This window comes from Mycolicibacterium smegmatis, assembly GCF_001457595.1.
Classification (GTDB): Bacteria; Actinomycetota; Actinomycetes; order Mycobacteriales; family Mycobacteriaceae; genus Mycobacterium; species Mycobacterium smegmatis.
This window is the reverse complement of record NZ_LN831039.1, coordinates 3,634,230-3,651,522: the sequence shown is the minus strand read 5'-3', so window position 1 is coordinate 3,651,522 and position 17,293 is coordinate 3,634,230. Positions and strand designations below refer to the sequence as shown.

Annotated in this window: 17 protein-coding genes; 7 read left to right on the top strand and 10 right to left on the bottom strand. The window is 68.0% G+C overall.

Translation table 11 applies throughout. The annotated features are described in order from the left end of the window. Positions 1-13: 13 nt before the first annotated feature. Together AT701_RS17610 and AT701_RS17605 are read right to left on the bottom strand one after the other, a co-directional pair. A complete protein-coding gene (locus AT701_RS17610; RefSeq protein WP_058126307.1) occupies positions 14-625 on the bottom strand; it encodes a peroxidase-related enzyme in 612 nt (203 codons plus the stop codon). Positions 626-724: 99 nt separating this feature from the next. Then, positions 725-1,501, bottom strand: a complete 777-nt coding sequence (locus AT701_RS17605) for a helix-turn-helix domain-containing protein (protein ID WP_058126306.1) — start codon at positions 1,499-1,501, stop codon at positions 725-727. Between the two features lie 202 nt (positions 1,502-1,703). Between AT701_RS17605 and AT701_RS17600 the strand changes: the two genes are divergently transcribed. Continuing rightward, positions 1,704-2,003 carry a hypothetical protein gene (locus tag AT701_RS17600; RefSeq protein WP_223496147.1) on the top strand — a complete coding sequence of 100 codons (300 nt, stop codon included), beginning with the start codon at positions 1,704-1,706 and terminating at the stop codon, positions 2,001-2,003. Here AT701_RS17600 and AT701_RS17595 read toward each other — a convergent pair. Then, positions 1,924-3,210: a cytochrome P450 gene (locus tag AT701_RS17595; RefSeq protein WP_014877729.1), complete on the bottom strand. Its 1,287-nt coding sequence runs from the start codon at positions 3,208-3,210 to the stop codon at positions 1,924-1,926. The genes AT701_RS17600 and AT701_RS17595 overlap by 80 nt on opposite strands. Positions 3,211-3,449: 239 nt before the next feature. Between AT701_RS17595 and AT701_RS17590 the strand changes: the two genes are divergently transcribed. Continuing rightward, positions 3,450-3,878: a dopamine receptor D4 gene (locus tag AT701_RS17590; RefSeq protein WP_011729128.1), complete on the top strand. Its 429-nt coding sequence runs from the start codon at positions 3,450-3,452 to the stop codon at positions 3,876-3,878. Between the two features lie 83 nt (positions 3,879-3,961). Here the strand turns inward: AT701_RS17590 and AT701_RS17585 are convergent, their stop codons facing one another. From AT701_RS17585 to AT701_RS17570, 4 genes are all read right to left on the bottom strand, one after another. Further along, positions 3,962-6,211, bottom strand: coding sequence for a molybdopterin-dependent oxidoreductase (locus AT701_RS17585; protein ID WP_058126305.1), 2,250 nt, complete (start codon positions 6,209-6,211; stop codon positions 3,962-3,964). Next, a complete protein-coding gene (locus tag AT701_RS17580) occupies positions 6,208-6,795 on the bottom strand; it encodes a TetR/AcrR family transcriptional regulator (RefSeq protein WP_058127654.1) in 588 nt (195 codons plus the stop codon). Before AT701_RS17580 ends, AT701_RS17585 begins: the two co-directional genes overlap by 4 nt. A gap of 127 nt (positions 6,796-6,922) precedes the next feature. Further along, the gene (locus tag AT701_RS17575; RefSeq protein WP_003894971.1) at positions 6,923-8,053 is read right to left on the bottom strand and encodes a nitronate monooxygenase; all 1,131 of its coding nucleotides are present in this window, start codon (positions 8,051-8,053) and stop codon (positions 6,923-6,925) included. Between the two features lie 104 nt (positions 8,054-8,157). After that, the gene (locus tag AT701_RS17570; protein WP_003894970.1) at positions 8,158-8,538 is read right to left on the bottom strand and encodes a VOC family protein; all 381 of its coding nucleotides are present in this window, start codon (positions 8,536-8,538) and stop codon (positions 8,158-8,160) included. 55 nt (positions 8,539-8,593) lie between these two features. Here AT701_RS17570 and AT701_RS17565 point away from each other — a divergent pair, with 55 nt between their 5' ends. Beyond that, entirely contained in the window at positions 8,594-9,331 is a 738-nt protein-coding gene (locus AT701_RS17565) for an HAD family hydrolase (RefSeq protein WP_003894969.1), read from the top strand. 7 nt (positions 9,332-9,338) lie between these two features. Here AT701_RS17565 and AT701_RS17560 read toward each other — a convergent pair whose 3' ends face one another. Then, the gene (locus AT701_RS17560; RefSeq protein ID WP_003894968.1) at positions 9,339-10,415 is read right to left on the bottom strand and encodes an NAD(P)H-dependent amine dehydrogenase family protein; all 1,077 of its coding nucleotides are present in this window, start codon (positions 10,413-10,415) and stop codon (positions 9,339-9,341) included. A 103-nt stretch (positions 10,416-10,518) separates the two neighbouring features. Here AT701_RS17560 and AT701_RS17555 point away from each other — a divergent pair, with 103 nt between their 5' ends. From AT701_RS17555 to AT701_RS17540, 4 genes are read left to right on the top strand one after another with little or no spacing between them, the layout of a single operon-like run. Beyond that, positions 10,519-11,256 carry a glucose 1-dehydrogenase gene (locus tag AT701_RS17555; RefSeq protein WP_011729123.1) on the top strand — a complete coding sequence of 246 codons (738 nt, stop codon included), beginning with the start codon at positions 10,519-10,521 and terminating at the stop codon, positions 11,254-11,256. A gap of 57 nt (positions 11,257-11,313) precedes the next feature. Next, the gene (locus tag AT701_RS17550; protein ID WP_058126304.1) at positions 11,314-11,541 is read left to right on the top strand and encodes a hypothetical protein; all 228 of its coding nucleotides are present in this window, start codon (positions 11,314-11,316) and stop codon (positions 11,539-11,541) included. 53 nt (positions 11,542-11,594) lie between these two features. Further along, entirely contained in the window at positions 11,595-12,803 is a 1,209-nt protein-coding gene (locus AT701_RS17545; protein WP_058126303.1) for an enhanced intracellular survival protein Eis, read from the top strand. A 58-nt stretch (positions 12,804-12,861) separates the two neighbouring features. Then, positions 12,862-14,145 carry a competence/damage-inducible protein A gene (locus AT701_RS17540; protein WP_174519597.1) on the top strand — a complete coding sequence of 428 codons (1,284 nt, stop codon included), beginning with the start codon at positions 12,862-12,864 and terminating at the stop codon, positions 14,143-14,145. A 1,492-nt stretch (positions 14,146-15,637) separates the two neighbouring features. On the opposite strand, the gene AT701_RS17530 is transcribed toward AT701_RS17540, so the two are convergent. Together AT701_RS17530 and AT701_RS17525 are read right to left on the bottom strand one after the other, a co-directional pair. Next, entirely contained in the window at positions 15,638-16,291 is a 654-nt protein-coding gene (locus AT701_RS17530) for an MBL fold metallo-hydrolase (RefSeq protein WP_003894962.1), read from the bottom strand. Between the two features lie 71 nt (positions 16,292-16,362). After that, positions 16,363-17,280 carry an alpha/beta fold hydrolase gene (locus tag AT701_RS17525; RefSeq protein ID WP_058127653.1) on the bottom strand — a complete coding sequence of 306 codons (918 nt, stop codon included), beginning with the start codon at positions 17,278-17,280 and terminating at the stop codon, positions 16,363-16,365. Between the last annotated feature and the right edge of the window lie 13 nt (positions 17,281-17,293).

Here is a 17,293-nt window from a genome sequence, read left to right as displayed (position 1 = left end):
TCTTACCAGTGGTTCACTGCGGAATTCCTGTGTACTCGGGGTTCGGCGGCACCGACAGCGCGATGCCGATGCGGTTGGTCGCGCCGATGAACGCCGCGATCGAGATCGCCTCGAGAATGAGGTGGTCGTCGAGGCCGAGTCGCCGCAATCGGTCGAAGTCCTCGCCGCGGATCTGCTGGGGGTGGTTGTTGACCAGCACGGCCAGGTCACCCAGCGCACGCTCGCGCTCGGTGAGTTCGGCGACCTGGGTGTGGTCGATCGCGACGCGCTGGCCGAACGACCAGTCGCCGGCGACCTTGCCGAGCTTGTTGGCGTGGTTGGTGTGGCAGTACGCGCACCGGTTCTCCCCGGACACCACGGTCGCGATCACCTCGCGTTCACGGGCGGTCAGCCCGCCGCGCCCGTCCGCGCCCAGGATGGGCAGCAGATAGCCGTTCAGGCGGCCCAGATCGTCCTCGTTGAGTGACAGTGCGCGGAACCAGTTGGAGGTCAACCCTTCCTCGCGCTGCTGGCGGGTGAAGAACCCTCGCACGTTCGCGTTCTGGAGTTCCTCGAGTTCGGGCACCCGCAGCCGCGAGATGCGCGCCGGGGTGAGGGTCGATGGTGCATCGGTGGTGGCAGTCATGCCGTCACGATGCGGGCTCACGTCACCTTCGGCAATGATTTGATCACCGCAGACCAGAACTCTTGCGCGCAGCGAGAACCCGGCGTCACCTGCGCGAAATCATCCCCGCAGGGCCGCGGCGGTCTGCTCGTCGGCAGGCAGGAACGCCTCGACGCTCAGCTCGGCCGCGGTCAGGTCCAGTGCCGTGCCGAACGTCGTCACGGTGCTCAAGAACGTCAGCACCTCGCCGCGCCCGGTGTCCAACTCCAACGGCACGGCGACGCCGCCCAGATCGTGCTTGGTGGCGAATCCGCCGGGATAGGACTCGATCTCGGCCAGGAGGGCGGCCAGTCCGCCGGATCCGCTCACCGCCACCTCGCGGCGCAACCGGCTGATCAGATGGTGGCGCCATTCGGCGAGATTGCGGATCCGCGGCGCCATGCCCTCGGGGTGCAGCGTGATGCGCAGCGCGTTGGGCCGCTCCAGCAGGTGCGGCGCGACCCCATCGAGCATGACGCCGGCCCCGGCGTTGGCGCGCAACAGGTTCCACTCGCGATCCACGGCCACGCAGGGGTACGGGTCATACGCGTCCAGCACGCGCATGAGGCCGTCGCGCACCGCGGTCATCTCGGGGTCGTCGAGCGACCGTTCGGCGTACACGGGCGCAAGCCCTGCCGCGAGCAGCAATTGGTTCTGCTCACGGCGCGGCACGTCGAGCGCTTCGGCCAGACGCAGGACCATGGCGCGGCTGGGCTGTGCGCGTCCGGTCTCGATGAAGCTGACATGGCGCGGCGACACGTCGGCCTCGATCGCGAGGTCGAGTTGGCTGATCCGCCGTCGCTGCCGCCACTGACGCACGAGCGAACCGATCGAGGTGCCGGGAACGGTGCTGGTCACTCCTCGAGTCTCACCGATGGCGTGCCCGTAGGCCACTACCTGCGAGGTAATTGCGGCGATTACCCGAAAGGCGCGACCGTGGATGTGTCTTCCAGAAGCAGGAGGTCACATGCCCACCCCGACGTCCCGACGGAATCCTTCCACTCGCCCGGTTCACGCGTCGCCACGAGATCCGATCCCGCGGTGGCTGCGGTATGTGCTGATGGCCGACCGGGCAGGGTCGGCCTGGTACGTGGGTACCGGATTCTTCTTCGCGCCCGTACTCGCCGTGGTCTCGCCGTGGCCCGTCGTCACCACGGTGCTGTGGGTGGTGATCGCGCTCGCCGGGCTGTGGCTGGGGTTGCTCGGTATCGCGATGGCCACCGGTCTGGCCATGGTACTGCGGTCGAATGCCGAGATCAGCGAGGACTATTGGCGATCGATCATCGATCTGCCTGCGACGACGCCTGCGCCGCGCGGTGTTTCGCAGCATCACCGCGATAATCGACCTGCCAGTGTTTGATGCCGTTGAGCCAGCCCGATCGCAACCGCACCGGTTCGGATATCGGTGTCAGGTCGGGCATCTCGTCGGCGATCGCGTTGAAGATGAGGTCGATCGTCATGCGGGCCAGGTTGGCGCCGATGCAGTAGTGCGCACCGGTGCCGCCGAACCCGACGTGTGGGTTGGGGTCGCGCAGGATGTCGAACCGGTACGGGTCGGTGAAGACGTCTTCGTCGAAATTCGCTGAGCGGTAGAACATCACCACCCGCTGGCCCTTCTTGATCCGCACCCCGCTCACCTCGGTGTCGGCAAGTGCGGTGCGCTGGAACGACGTCACCGGCGTCGCCCAGCGCACGATCTCGTCGGCCGTGGTGACCGGGCGCTCACGTTTGAACAGTTCCCATTGGTCGCGATGGTCGGTGAACGCCATCATGCCCTGCGTGATCGAGTTGCGCGTCGTCTCGTTACCCGCCACGGCGAGCAGGACGACGAAGAACCCGAACTCGTCGTCGGAGAGTTTGTGCCCTTCGACGTCGGCCTGCACCAGCTTGGTCACCAGATCGTCGCCCGGCGCGGCGGCGCGCTGGGCCGCCAACTGCATGCCGTAGGTGATCAACTCGACCGCGGCACTCGCGCCGTCGTTGGCCACGAACTCCGGATCCTGGTTTCCCACCATCTGATTCGACCAGTCGAACAGTTTCCGGCGGTCCTCCTGTGGCACGCCCATCAGGCCCGCGATGGCCTGCAGCGGCAACTCGCACGCGACCTGTTCGACGAAGTCGCCCGAACCCTCCTCCGCGGCGGCGCGCACGATGGCGCGGGCACGCTCGGCGAGGTCGTCACGCAGCCGTTCGACGGCCCTCGGCGTGAAGGCCCTGGAGATGATCTTGCGCAGATGGGTGTGATGCGGGGCGTCCATGTTGAGCAACACGAACCTGCCCTGCTCGATCTGATCTTGAACGGTCCCTTCGGGATAACGCGGCAGCGCGGTCTTCTCCAGGCTGGAGAAGACGTCGCTGCGCAACGAGATCTCCTTGACGTCCTTGTGCTTGGTGACCACCCAGAAGCCGCCGTCGTCGAAGCCGCCCGCGCCGATGGGTTGGGCGTTCCACCAGATCGGAGCCACGCGACGCAGTTCGGCGAGTTCGTCGACCGGTAACCGCTCGGCATAGATGTCGGGGTCCGTGAAGTCGAAGCCCGCGGGCAGGTGAAGGGCACTATCGCTCATGACCACCGGGATCTCCTCGGTACGGCGTCTAGTTCACGTTCCCCATTGCTACACCACCAAACCCACAGTTCGCCGGAGGTTGGGAAAACTCGCGGACCCGGAGGTGGCATTTTCTGGAACGTGTTCTGATGCCCGGCTCCGTGCGCTCACTGCAGCCACATCAGCCATTTCTGTAACACCGCGGGGCGCTCGGGAGAACAATCGCCATAGGAGCGTCAGGCGGACGAAAGGGGACCGCAGTGCGACACAAGCTCATCGAGCGCACAGTTGTGTGCCTGGCTGCCGGCGGGGGTGTCGGCCTGAGCGTGCTGCTGGGGGCGCCCGCGGCGCTGGCCGATCCGGAGCCCTCGCCGCCGACGCCCGTGGTCGCCGAGGAGGGCACACCGCATCTGGCCAGCCCCGACAACCTGCCGCCGGGAACGTCGGAGGTTCCGGTCGGGCCGCCGCAGGGCCGCACCATGTCGTATCTGCGTGAGATCTGGCATGCCATGCAGACCCAGGACGTCAGCTTCAACGAGGCGCTGTTCCTGCTGACTCAGCGCCCACTCGACCCGGGCACACCGCCACCCGCGGGTCTGGCGCCGGGACCCCAGCCACCTGCGCCGGCAGCGCCGGTCGTGCCGCCGCCGGCCGCCCCCGTCGCCGCACCAGTGGCGCCCGCGCCCTGACCGATCGCCGAGAGCGACGAAACTGTCGCCGAACGGGCGCGTGAACGGCGTTGTCGTCGCCCTCGGCGTCGGGGTCCTCGCGCTCACACCGCTTCGAGACGCGCGGGCACGTGCTTGTGCCACGGCGTTCCCGCGTACGGGTCGCGCCACTCGGTCGAAGTGAGCGCATTGGGCGCCACGCCCGGTACCACCACGCGATCACCGTCGCGGTAATCGAGCCCCAGCCCGTTCGGCAGCGACGCATGCCCGGGCAGCATCGCGTCGGAGATCTCCACGCGCGCCACCGCGGTGCCTGCGGCGGTGGTGATGCGGGCCCGTCCACCGTCGGCCAGCCCCAGCTCCTCGGCATCGTGAGGGCTGACGCGCAAGGCGCCGTCGGGATCTCGTCTGCGCCATGCCGGGTCGCGGATGATGTCGTTGGCGGTGTACGCGCGACGTTCCCCGGCCGACAGCACGATCGGGAATTCGGAGCTGGTCAAAGGTGCCTGCTGGTTGCGCAATGCGCGGATCTCGTCGAGCATCTCCGGGATCTCCAGCGCGATCTTGTGGTCCGGGTGATCGATCAGGGTGAAGTCCTCGGCGTACTCGTGCACGGTGAACGTCACACCGGCCGGATTGGCCAGGATGGCCTCGAACAACGCGTTGCCGTCGGCATGGCCGGCGCGGCGCACGGCATCCGGGTAGGTCATCGCGGTCTTCTGCGCCAGGCCCCACAGCGCGGCCGCCCCGGCCATGCCGTCGGGCAGCGCCGGACCGAGCGTTTCGTACAGCACGAAGGGCAGCACCTTCGACAGCGTCGGGTTGCTCGCCACAGCCGTGAAGAACGCCGCCGTGAACTCTGCCAGGCCCGCTTCGGCGGCCCTGCGCAACGGCTGGAGCTCGGCCTCGTCGACCACGCCGAGAGCGCGTACCAGCCGCGCCCAGATCTCGGGCTCGGGCAGCGTGCCCTGCAGTGGTTCGAACAAGCGGTGCCGCAGATGAAACGTGTTGTGCGGGAACTCCAGGTTGAAGAACGTGGCCTCGGCCTTCTCGAACTGTGTCGCGGCGGGCAGCACGTAGTCGGCGAGCCGCGCGGTCTCGGTCATGGCGACATCGATGACCACCAGCAGTTCGAGCTCCTGCAGCGCCGCACGCACCCTGGCCGAGTCGGCGACCGAATGTGCGGGGTTGCTGCTCTCGACGATCATCGCGCGGAACCGGTCCGGGTGATCGGTCAGGATCTCCTCGGGCACCACGTTGCTGGGCACCAGGCCGGCGATGACAGGGGCGCCGGTGACCGGCGTGCGCCCCACACCGGACTTGCCGAACAGCGGCGCGAACGTCGAATGCAAGTGCTGTCCACCGGGTTTGGCGAAGTTGCCGGTCAGGATCCACAGCAGCTTGTCGAGATACGAGCACAGGGTCGAGTTCGGGGCCTGCTGCACACCGAGATCCTCGAACACCGACACACTCGTGGCCCGTCCGATGCGCCGCGCCGCGGCGCGGATCTGCTCCTCGGCGACCCCGCAGCGCCGTGCGTTCTCGGCGATGTCGACGTCACGCAGCACCTCGCGTACGGCGTCGGCGCCGTGGACGTGTTGGGTGAGAAACTCTTCGTCGCACAGGTTTTCCTGCACCAGCACCGCAGCGAGCGCGGCCAGGCACCACGCATCGGTGCCGGGACGCACACGCAGGTGATGGTCGGCGAGCGCGGCGGTCTCGGTGAGCACCGGATCGATGACGATCATCGAGCGCGCAGGGTCCCTGGCGATCTCGTTGAGCACCACCCGGGCGCGCGGAAAGCTCTGCGACATCCACGGATTCTTGCCGACGAACACCGACACCTCGGCGTGCTCGAGCTCGCCGCGGGTGTGCCCGCCGTAGAGGTGCGCGTCGACCCAGGCCTCGCCGGTCTTCTCCTGCGCCAGGGCGTTGGAGCGGTACCGCGACCCGAGTGCCCTGAGGAACGCCCCGCTGTACGCGCCGCCCAGGTGGTTGCCCTGACCACCTCCGCCGTAATAGAAGATGCGCTCTCCGCCATATGTTTTCGCGATCCGCTGGAAACCCTCTGCCACCTCGGCGATCGCGGTGTCCCAGTCGACGGGTTCGAACTCGCCGTCGGGCCTGCGCCGCATCGGCGTGGTGGGCCGTCCTGCGCTGTTCTGATAGTGGTCCAGGCGCAGCGCCTTGTTGCACGTGTAGCCGCGCGATGCCGGATGGTCCTTGTCGCCACGGATCTTCGCCAGCGTGCGGTTCTCGACCTGTACGACGATGCCGCAGTTGCACTCACACAGGATGCAGGCCGTGTGGTGCCACTCGGTGCCGGTCGCGTCTGTGGCCGTACCTGAGGTCATGGGCGGTCCTTCTTTCCGGTCGCGGCGGTGAGTTGTTCGCGCAGCTGGCGGTGGACGAGCTCGAGCGGCTTGACGTCGCGCGTGGTGCGCGCGACCAGCACGGCTCCCTCGACGGACGTGGTGATCAGCGTCGCGAGTTCCTCGGCGCGCTCGACAGGCACGCCGTCGTCGCACAGGCGCGCGGTGATGCGGGCGATCCAGCGCTGAAACGCCGCGCCGGCGCGTTCGCGCACCGCGTCGGCGGAGTCGGCCTTCTCGGGGTCGCCTGCCTCGACCGCGACCGCCACGACCGGGCATCCGGCGCGGAAGTCGCTGGCGAGCAGCTGGTCACGGAACCTGACGACCATGTCGTCGAGCAGTGCGAACGTGTCGGTGGCCCGGTCGAGCCGGGCCGTGACGTGATCGCTCGCGTAATCGATTGCCTCGCAAAGTAACTGCGTACGGCCGCCGGGAAAGTAGTGGTAGGCCGACCCGCGGGGTGCGCCGCTGTGGGCGAGCACATCGGCGATCGCGGTCGGATGTGCGCCGCGTTCACGGATCAGGACTGCTGCGGACCGCACCATGCGTTCGCGGGGACTGGCCACGTCGACACCTCTCATTCGTCGGGCCGTTATGTATGTAACCCTACATAATCGAACGGCGGCGCGAAAGACCCCAGACACACAAAAGGCTGCGAGAGAACTCGCAGCCTTTTGTCGCCTACGGGGCGTGCTACACGCTGGCGGCCTCGTTGAGGGCGTTGAGCGTGCTCGTCGCCTCGAGGTACTCCTGCACCCAGCGCTCGATCACCGCCGAGGTCTTCTCGACCTTGGTGAACTGACCCACCACCTGGCCGATCGGGTTGAATGCGACGTCGACGGACTCGTTGGGGTACTTGTGGGTGGCGGCCACGGCCATGCCCGACACCATGTACTGCAGCGGCATGCCGAGCGGCTTGGGATTCTCGGGGTTCTCCCACGCCTCGGTCCAGTCGTTGCGCAGCATGCGGGCCGGCTTGCCCGTGAACGAGCGGCTGCGCACGGTGTCGCGGCTCGTCGCCTTCACGTAGGCGGCGTGCTGCACCGGGGTGTTCTCCGACTCCTCGACCATGACCCACTGTGAGCCGGTCCAGGCGCCCTGCGCGCCGAGCGCCAGCGCGGCCGCGATCTGCTGGCCGCTGCCGATACCGCCCGCGGCCAGTACCGGCACGGGCGCGACCTCCTTGACCACCTGCGGCCACAACACGATCGAACCCACCTCGCCGCTGTGACCGCCGGCCTCGCCACCCTGGGCGATGATGATGTCCACGCCCGCGTCGGCGTGTTTACGCGCCTGCGACGGCGAACCGCACAGTGCGGCGACCTTCCGGCCCGAATCGTGGATGTGCTTGATCATGTCGGCAGGCGGCGTGCCGAGCGCATTGGCGATCAGCGTCATCTTCGGGTGCTTGAGCGCGATCTCGACCTGCGGCGTGGCGGTCGCCTCGGTCCACCCCAGCAGCTGCAGTGCGTTGTCCTCGAGCTCGTCGGTCGGCACACCGTGATCGGCGAGGATCTTCTTGGCGAAGTCGAGGTGTTCCTGGGGCACGAGGGAGTTGAGTGTCGCCTTCAGCTCGTCGGCCGACATGTTGGCGTCCATGCCCTCGTACTTGTTGGGGATCACGATGTCGACGCCGTACGGATGGTCGCCGATGTGCTCGTCGATCCAGTTGAGCTCGATCTCAAGCTGTTCGGGGGTGTACCCGACGGCGCCGAGCACGCCGAACCCGCCCGCCTTGCTGACCGCGACGACCACGTCGCGGCAGTGGGTGAACGCAAAGATGGGGAACTCGATGCCGAGCTCGTCGCAGAGGGCGGTGTGCATACCTGCTCCTTCGGTGGGTCTTCGGAGTCGTCGTCAGGACCAGACTGAAACGTGTTCTAATTTACTACCACACCACGCGGCAGTGGGGCCGAACCCTCGGTGTTTCAGGTGAGCTCCTGGACGAATGACACTTCGTTGCCGTCGGGGTCGGTGATCTCGAGAACCGCGACCAAATCGGCGATCACCCGCGGTTCGGCCGCGGCGATCAGGCCGCGACCCGCGAGTGCGGCGCGGGTGTCGGCCAGGTCGGTGACGCCGAAACGCACCGCTGTCCGTCCGGCCCTGGCCTCGTCGGTGATGAGCTGCAGCCAGGCCGTCGCGGTCAGTTGCCATTCGGCCACGCCCGCCACCGGACGCAGATCGGGTTCACGGCCGAAGATGCAGCCGTACCAGGCCAGCGCCTCGTCGAACCTGCCCGTGGCGACCACCGCGGCGATGTCGTTGACCACCAGTTCGGGCCTGGCATCGCCCGGGTTCGGAGTCATGAGTCATTTTCAGCCATGATTCGCCGCCGCAACGGCATCTTGATCTACTTGACCCATGGGACCAACCTTGTCGCCGCACGAATCCCTCGCGGAGATCGACGACGGTCCCGGCGGTGCCGCGGTGGGGGCGTTCTTCGACCTGGACGGCACCCTCGTCGACGGCTTCACCGCGACGGCCCACGCCGGTCACCGCATCCGCCGCAGGCAGGCCGCCTTCGGCGAAGTCCTCGGGATCATCGAGGCGTCGGTGCGCTACCGCATCGGCCGTATGCCCTTCGAACGGCTGCTCGTTCGTGCCGCCGGATATCTGCGGGGCGAGGCGCTGGCCGACCTCGACGTGCTGGGCGAGGAACTGTTCGAAAACCGCATATCGCCACGCGTCTATCCGCACATGCGCGACGTCGTGCGCAAGCATCAGGACCGCGGCCACACCGTGGTGCTGAGTTCCTCGGCGCTGACCATCCACGCCGAACCGGTCGCGCGGCATCTGGGTATCGACCACGTGCTGTGCAACCACTTCGAAACCGACGAGCACGGGCGGTTGACCGGGGACATCGTCAAACCGGTGATCTGGGGTGCGCGCAAAGCCGAAGTGGTGCAGAACTTCTGCGTCCAGAACTCGGTCGAGCTGCGACACAGTTTCTTCTACGCCGACGGCGCCGAGGACTGTGCGCTCATGCATCTGGTGGGCCACCCCCGCCCGGTCAACCCTCGCCCCGGCCTGGCGACGGCCGCGGCCGAACACGGCTGGCCGGTGCTGTCGCTCGCGCGGATGCCCGCGCGGCGCTGGTGATCACTGCTCAGGCAGGCTTGTACAGTCCCTTGCCGGTGACCAGCGGCATGTCGAGTGTCGTGCGGATGCCCGGGGGAGCGGCGACCACGTCTGGAATGGCGTTCACGATCCGCCCGGCCGCCGCCACGATCGCGGCGTGGTTGTGGTCGCCCTTGCGGCTCGTGGGGCAGATGTCTACCGCATAGGACGGCTCGCCGACGATCTCGACCCGGTAGGACCCACCCGGCTGGGCGGGCTGGGGCCAGTCCGGACGCAGGTCCCCGCGTAGGCGTGTGACGTGCTCGATGACGATCACCGGTTCACCGGCGACCATGCCGCGGATCTCGAACCGCAGCGCGGCCACAGAGCCCTTCGCGACATGCCCGGCCGCGATCTCGAAATCCCCTGGGGCGGGCTCTTTCTCACACACCTCGGTGATGTCGTCGATCTCGATGCCGAGTCCCGCCGCGAGTTGGCGGATCGAGGTGCCCCACGCGATGGACAGCACCCCCGGCTGGAACAGGATGGGCGTGTGGTCCAGCGGCTTGCCGAAACCCATGACGTCGAACATGACCGTGGCGCCGTCGTATGTCGCATAGTCGGCGATCTCCATGCAGCGCACCTGCTCGATGCTCTGACACGTGCCCGCGAGCGCGAACGGGATCAGATCGTTGGCGAAGCCTGGGTCGACCCCCGTGATGAACAGGCTCGAACCGCCTGCCGCCGCGGCCTCCTCGATACCGGCGATGTACTTGCCGGGCATGAGCTTCCACGGGAACTGCAGCACCACGGGTGCCGAGCCCACGACGTTGATCCCCGCCGCCAGCAGGCGCACCACATCGGCGATCGCGTCGGGGCCGCGAGTGTCGCCCATAGCGCAGTACACCGCGCAATCCGGCTTGGCGTCGATCACCGCGTCCAGTCCCGCGGTGGCCGTGACGCCGGTGCGAAGATCCAGCCCGGCAAGCTCGCCCGCGTCCCTGCCCACCTTGGCCTCGGTCGAGACACTCAGCGCGACCAGTTCGTGACGGGGGTTGGTGAGCAACCCCGCGAGAGCCAGACGGCCGACGTTCCCGGTTCCGACGTGAGCGACGCGAATGGCCATGGTGTCTCTCCTTCACAGCGGCTGCACGGCGAAGTATGCCGACTCGGACCAAGAATTGGAACAGGTTCTAATTCATGTGTGCGCTGCGGTAGCCTCACGCGTCATGGGACGGGTAGCCGGAAAAGTTGCATTGATCAGTGGCGGTGCGCGTGGCATGGGCGCGGCCCACGCCAGGGCCCTGGTCGCCGAGGGCGCCAAGGTTGTCATCGGCGACATCCTGGATGACGAAGGTGCCGCACTCGCCGCCGAATTGGGCGACGCCGCCCGCTACGTGCACCTCGACGTCACGCAGGCCGAGGACTGGGATACCGCCGTCGCCACCGCGACCACCGACTTCGGTCTGCTCAACGTGCTGATCAACAATGCGGGCATCGTGGCGCTCGGCGCGATCGGCAAATTCGACATGACCAAGTGGCAGAACGTCATCGACGTCAACCTCACGGGAACCTTCTTGGGCATGCAGGCGTCGGTGGGCGCCATGAAGGCCGCAGGCGGCGGATCGATCATCAACGTGTCCTCGATCGAGGGTCTGCGCGGTGCGCCCATGGTGCACCCCTATGTCGCCTCGAAGTGGGCAGTGCGCGGCCTGACCAAATCGGCCGCGCTCGAACTCGGCGCGCATCAGATCCGCGTGAACTCGATCCACCCCGGCTTCATCCGCACCCCGATGACCGAGCATTTTCCCGACGACATGTTGCGGATCCCGCTGGGCCGCCCCGGCGAGGTCGACGAGGTCTCCAGCTTCGTGGTGTTCCTGGCCAGCGACGAGTCCCGTTACGCCACCGGAGCGGAGTTCGTGATGGACGGCGGTCTGGTCAACGACGTTCCGCACAAGCTCTGAGCGGCACCCGCCCGCGCCCGGTGACCGTGCCGATCGGCCGCAGCTAAGATTCACGGCATGACCACAACCACCGATGAGCGACACGACGTGCGCGAACTGGCCGAGACCACCGGCTGGCAGCACCGTGACCTCGGCCGCGTTGACGTCTTCATGCGCGGCACCCACAAGATCCGCGTGGTCTGGCAGGGTTCCACCACGATCAGCGGGGCCACGCTGTACCAAGAGGACATCATGACCACCTACACCCGTGAGCAGAAGACGGTGAACAGCTGGCTCAAGCGTTGAGCCTCCGGTAAATCGGTCGCTTCCCGTTCGCCGCTCTGGCACATTCGAGATCTGTGATCACGCCGCGCACCCTTCACACCATCACCGACGACGACTGGACGCGGATCGCGCTGCTGGCGCGTTTCGCGTTCGGTGACATCGAACCCGAACAGACACAGGCCGCCTGGCGCTCGATGGTGCCCGCGGACGCCACCGTGGTGGTTCCGGACGAGACCGACGACGCCTTTGTCGGGCAGTCGCTGTACCTGGACATGCAGCTCACCGTTCCCGGTGGCGAGGTGCTGCCGGTCGCCGGTATCAGCTTCGTGGCCGTCGCACCCACACACCGCCGACGGGGCGTGCTGCGCGCGATGTACACCGAACTGCACGACCGCATCGCACGCGCCGGTTATCCACTGGCCGTGCTGACCGCGAGTGAGGGCGGTATCTACGGCCGCTTCGGCTACGGTGTCGCGACCATCGAGCAGCACGTGTCGGTCGACCGGCGCCTCGCGCAATTCCATCCCGCGGCCCCCGACCCGGGCGGTGTCCGGATGCTGGTGCCTGCCGATCACCGCGACGGCCTCGCCGACATCTACGACCGCTGGCGCCGTCGCACACCTGGCGGTTTGGTGCGCCCCGATGCGTTGTGGGACGACCTGCTGGCCGACCGGCCGGAGTCGCGGCGCGGTGGCGGCGAGTTGTTCGCGTTCGGCCACCAGGACGGTTACGCGCTCTACCGCGTCGACCGGGGTCCGGACGGCCGGAGATCGGCACACGTCGTCGAGTTGACCGCGGTGACCGCCGACGCGCACGCGGCGCTGTGGCGCGCGTTGCTGGGGCTCGATCTGATCGACCGCGTGAGCATCGGCACGCACCCCCACGATCCGTTGCCGTACCTGCTCACCGACCCACGGCAGGCGCAGGTCACCGCCAGCGCCGACGACCTGTGGATCCGCATCATGAACGTCCCCGCCGCACTGGAAGCGCGCCGCTACCAAGCCGATCTGGACGTCGTGCTCGACGTCGCCGACGGGTTCCGCAGCGACGGTGGACGTTTCGCACTGCAGATCAGCGGCGGCCGGGCGCGGTGCACGCCGACGGATGCCCCGGCCGACATCGAGATCGATCTCGACGTGCTCGGCGGTCTCTATCTCGGTGCACACCGCGTCGACGGATTCGCCGCGGCGAACCGGTTGCGCAGCAAGGACTCCGAACTGCTGCAACAGTTCGGTGCGGCCTTCGCCGGCGATGTGCCCGCAGAGCTGGGATACGGATTCTGACCGACTCGCGGGCCTGTACCGGCCGACGAGCATCTGCCCGGTGCGTAGTGTGCACGTCGTGAGCGCACGTGCAGGCATCGTCATCACCGGAACCGAGGTCCTCACCGGCCGGATCCAGGATCTCAACGGCCCGTGGCTGGCCGACCAGCTTCTCGAGCTGGGCGTTGAGTTGGCACACATCACGATCTGCGGCGACCGCCCCGGCGACATCGCCGCCCAGCTCAAGTTCCTGGCCGACGAGTGCGTCGACCTGATCATCACCAGTGGCGGGCTCGGACCCACGGCCGACGACCTCACGGTGGCCACGGTCGCCGAGTTCTGTGGCCGTGAACTCGTCCTCGACGCGGCACTCGAGGAGCGGATCGCTGCGATCCTGCGCCGGTTGACCGCGGGCCGGAACCTGTCCGAGGAGAACTTCGAGGCCGTGCGCACCGCCAACCGCAAGCAGGCGCTGATTCCGCAAGGAGCTGAGATCCTGGAACCGGTCGGCACCGCTCCGGGCGTCGTGGTGCAGGGGAGCCCCGGCAGCCCGACTGTCGTCGTGCTGCCCGGTCCGCCACGCGAGTTGCAGCCCATGTGGTTGCGTGCGGTCGACACCGAACCCGTGCGCCAGGCGATCGCCGGCCGCACGGTGTACCGCCAGGAGATGATCCGGATGTTCGGCCTCGCCGAGTCCGGGCTCGCCGAGACCCTGCGGGACGCCGAGCAGTCGATCGCCGGGTTCGACCAACTGGAGATCACCACATGCCTGCGGCGCGGCGAACTGGAGATCGTCACGCGCTACGAACCCGCCGCCGCCGACGCGTACGGGCAACTGCTCGACGTTCTGCGTGATCGCCACGGCGACGCGGTGTACTCCGAGGACGGTTCGACCGTCGACCAGCAGGTGGCCGCGCTGCTGGTCGGCCGGCACATCGCGACCGCCGAATCCTGCACGGCAGGGCTCCTGGCCGCCCGCCTGACCGATCAGCCCGGAGCGTCGCAGTACATGATGGGCGGCATCGTCGCCTATGCCAACACCCCCAAGGCCGAGATGCTGAACGTCGACCCGGTGCTGATCGCCGAGCACGGTGCGGTCTCCGAACCCGTTGCCAAGGCGATGGCCACCGGCGCCATGCACCACTTCGAGGCCGACACCGCGGTCGCGATCACCGGAATCGCGGGACCAGGCGGAGGTTCCACGGAAAAACCGGTCGGCACAGTGTGTTTCGCTGTGCGCGCGGAGGGTGCGTCGATCACCCGCACGCTGCTGCTGCCGGGAAACCGCTCCGACATCCGGGAACGGTCCACCACCGTGGCCATGCACCTGCTGCGGCGCGCCCTGCGCGGCGAGAGCGACTAGCGGTCGCTCGTGACCCCCGGGGGCCGCGCTCAGCTGGCCTGTCGCCGTCGCAGGGGCACGGTGTGACCGGGCGGCGATCGACCGCGCGAGGACCGACGGCCGCAGCAGCCGGGTCGGCGGGTCGACGAGGTTCATCACCCGGAAGAACGCCTCGCTGACCGTCGTGTCGCTCTCTGCTGCGGTCAGTACGCGGTCGGTGTACCAGTTGTTGAGACGGATGGACACCGGTCGCGGCCCTTCGACCTGAGGGAAGGTGAGGTCGGCACCCGCGGCCATCTGCCACACCCGGTCGAGCAGTTTCGCCGCCGAATGCTGGAAACGCCGGTGCAGGTCGCGGGTTCCGGATTCCAGGCAGTCACGCAGGATGAGTGCTTCGAGCGCCGCCACCGACATGCCTTGGCCGTAGGCCGGATTGAAGCTGCAGATCGCGTCGCCGGTCACCAGCAGTCCGAGAGGAAAGCGGCGTATCCGGTCGTACCGTCTACGTACGCTGGCGGGATAGCGGTAACCGGACACCTGGCTCAGTGGCTGCGCGGCGTCGAGTGCGGCACGCAACGCCTGCGGTGCGAACGGCGCGACGAACGCCCGCATGCCGTCGGGATCGGTCGGCGGGTCGTTTCCCGTCAGACCCACCGCGGTGAACATCCAGGTGTCGTTCTCGTAGGCGAACAGCGCCGCGGCGGCGGCCAGCTCGGGTGCCGGTGCGATCAAGAACAATCTCTGCTCGACGGCATCGCGGGGGATTCGTAGCAGTTGGCTCGAGTACGCGACCTGGATCGCGATCCGCTCCTCGACCGGACGTGGATAACCGTGGCGTTCGAGGAAGGCCGGGGTCCGCGCGGACCGCCCCGTGGCGTCCACCACCAGGTCGGCGTCCAGCGTCTGTTCGGCACCGCCGGCCCGGTCGGCGATCCGCACGCCGGAGACGCGTCGGCCGTCGCCGGACATCGTCATGTCGGCGACGTCGTGGCCGTCGAGGATCTGGATGTTGCCGGTCGAGCGAACTCGTTGGCGCACATGTGTTTCCAGGAATGGGCGACTGCACAGGTACGACACCAGCGGGCGGGTGAAGCTCATGGGGAAGTGCAGGGGATGACCGCCGAACATCATCGACAGCCGGTGGGCGCCGCGCTCGTCGAGCCTGGTCGCCCCGTCGGCGGCCAGTTCGTCGAGGAAGCCCGGGAACAACGCGTCGAGTGCCGACGCGCCCGCACAGAGCAGGCCGTGGACATGCCGGCCCTGCGGGACCCCGCGTCGCTGGTCGGTGCCGTCGGGCAGCACGTCACGTTCCACCACGGCGACGGTGTCGAAGTGGTCCGCGAGCACCCGCGCGGCCAACAGACCGCTCATGCTGGCACCCAGAACGACTGCCTGTCCGGCCATGGCCGACCTCCGTTCGAAGGCCCGGGTGGGCCCTTCTGCGAAGTATCGGCCGGATGCGGCCCGGTCCCTAGAGTAGGGGAATACCTGTATTCGGCGGCCGATCGCCGAGTCAGGCGGCGAGGCTGCCCATCGCCTCGTCGACGCAACGCGCCCACGGGCGGTCGTCGATCGTGCTGACCGCCGCGCCGCCGAACGCGCTGGAGATCACCACGTCGGGTTCCAGGGTCGCCAGCAATCGCAGGCTCTCGGCCATATCGGCAGGGTCGCCGATCCCGGGGATCACGAACGTCGACCACCGCCCCGCGTGGTCGACGAACACGGTGTCACCGGTGAACAGGTAACGCCCGTCGGCACCGTCGACGAGATAGCTTGTGCTGCCCGGGCTGTGGCCCGGCGTCGGGATCACCTCGACACCATTGTCGTCGCGGTGGCGCCGGTCGAGCGGAACGTGCACTTTTGCGTGCCTGGCGATGTTGGCGAGTTCGGCCGCGGGCGCGTGCAGGCGGGCCCCGTAGTGCTCGGCGATCCGCGCGAGCATGGGCCCGGCCTCGTCCTGATGCGACAGATACTGATGGCCGACGCCGCCGAGAGCGTCGATCGCGGCGAAGTCGGCGTCGGTGGCGGGACTGTAGAACAGTACGCCCGGAGAGCTACTGTGCCCGTTAGGTTTCCACAGATAGGAATGCGTGGTCAGTCCGGGGAACGGGGAATCGGTACGGGTCTGCCAGAGATCGGAGCGGATCTGCGTCATGGTGTTCGTCATGACCGCAGCCTCCACCCTCAACAATGGTTGAGGTCAAGGTCCGCCGGGTCGCCGATGCGCTGGAGTGCGGCCTACGTCAACGCGGACGTCTCGTCCCAGATCTGGAGCATCGTCCCCATGATCTCCTGCGCGCAGCCCAAGCCGCCCAGGTGACTCTCGTACGGCAGTTCGGTGAGTTTCGCGTCTTGCAGCCGGGACACCACGTGCTGACCGTGCGCGAACGGCACGATGTGGTCGTGATCGCCGTGCCACCACCGCACGGGGACCGTGACCTCGTCGAGGCGGAATCCCCAGTCCCGCTCGAACACCACGATGTCGTAGAACGGCGCGGCCAGTTGTTTGCGGCTGCCGTTGAGCAGGTCGTCGAGGAACATGGCCTTGAACTCGGGCCGGCCCAGCATCCGGCGGTCGCCCTCGGGGGACAGTCGGGCGTAGATCTCCAGGGCCGGTGACGCGACCGGACGGATCAACCGGATCATCCCCGAGGCGACCAGCCGGATCGGGCCGCCCGCGACCTGCAATACCGGTGCCACCACGGCGCCCAGTTGCATCAGAGGGCTGCTGATTGCGTCGGGACCAACCATGGGGGCGACGCCGCCCAGCACACCGGCCGCGACGACGCGATCGGGCATCGCCGCCGCGCACGCCAGCGTGTAAGGGCCACCACCGGAGAGCCCGATGACCGCCAACTTGTCGATGCCGAGGGTGTCGGCGATGGTCCGCAGGTCGGACGCGAAGTCCAGGACGCACTCGTACTGGTGCGGCGTGGACGACCCGATACCGGGCCGGTCCACGCCGATCAGCCTCACACCGTTCTGCTCGGCGTACGCCCTGGCCTCGGTGGGAATCTGGCGGCGGGCGCCGGGCGTGCCGTGCAACCAGAAGATGGCGCGCCCCTGCGGGTCACCGAATTCGGCGAACCCGAGCCTGCGGTCATCGTCGACGGCGACGTTGCCTTCCAGCTTGGGGCGGTCGATCGGGATGACCATGGCCACGCGTCCC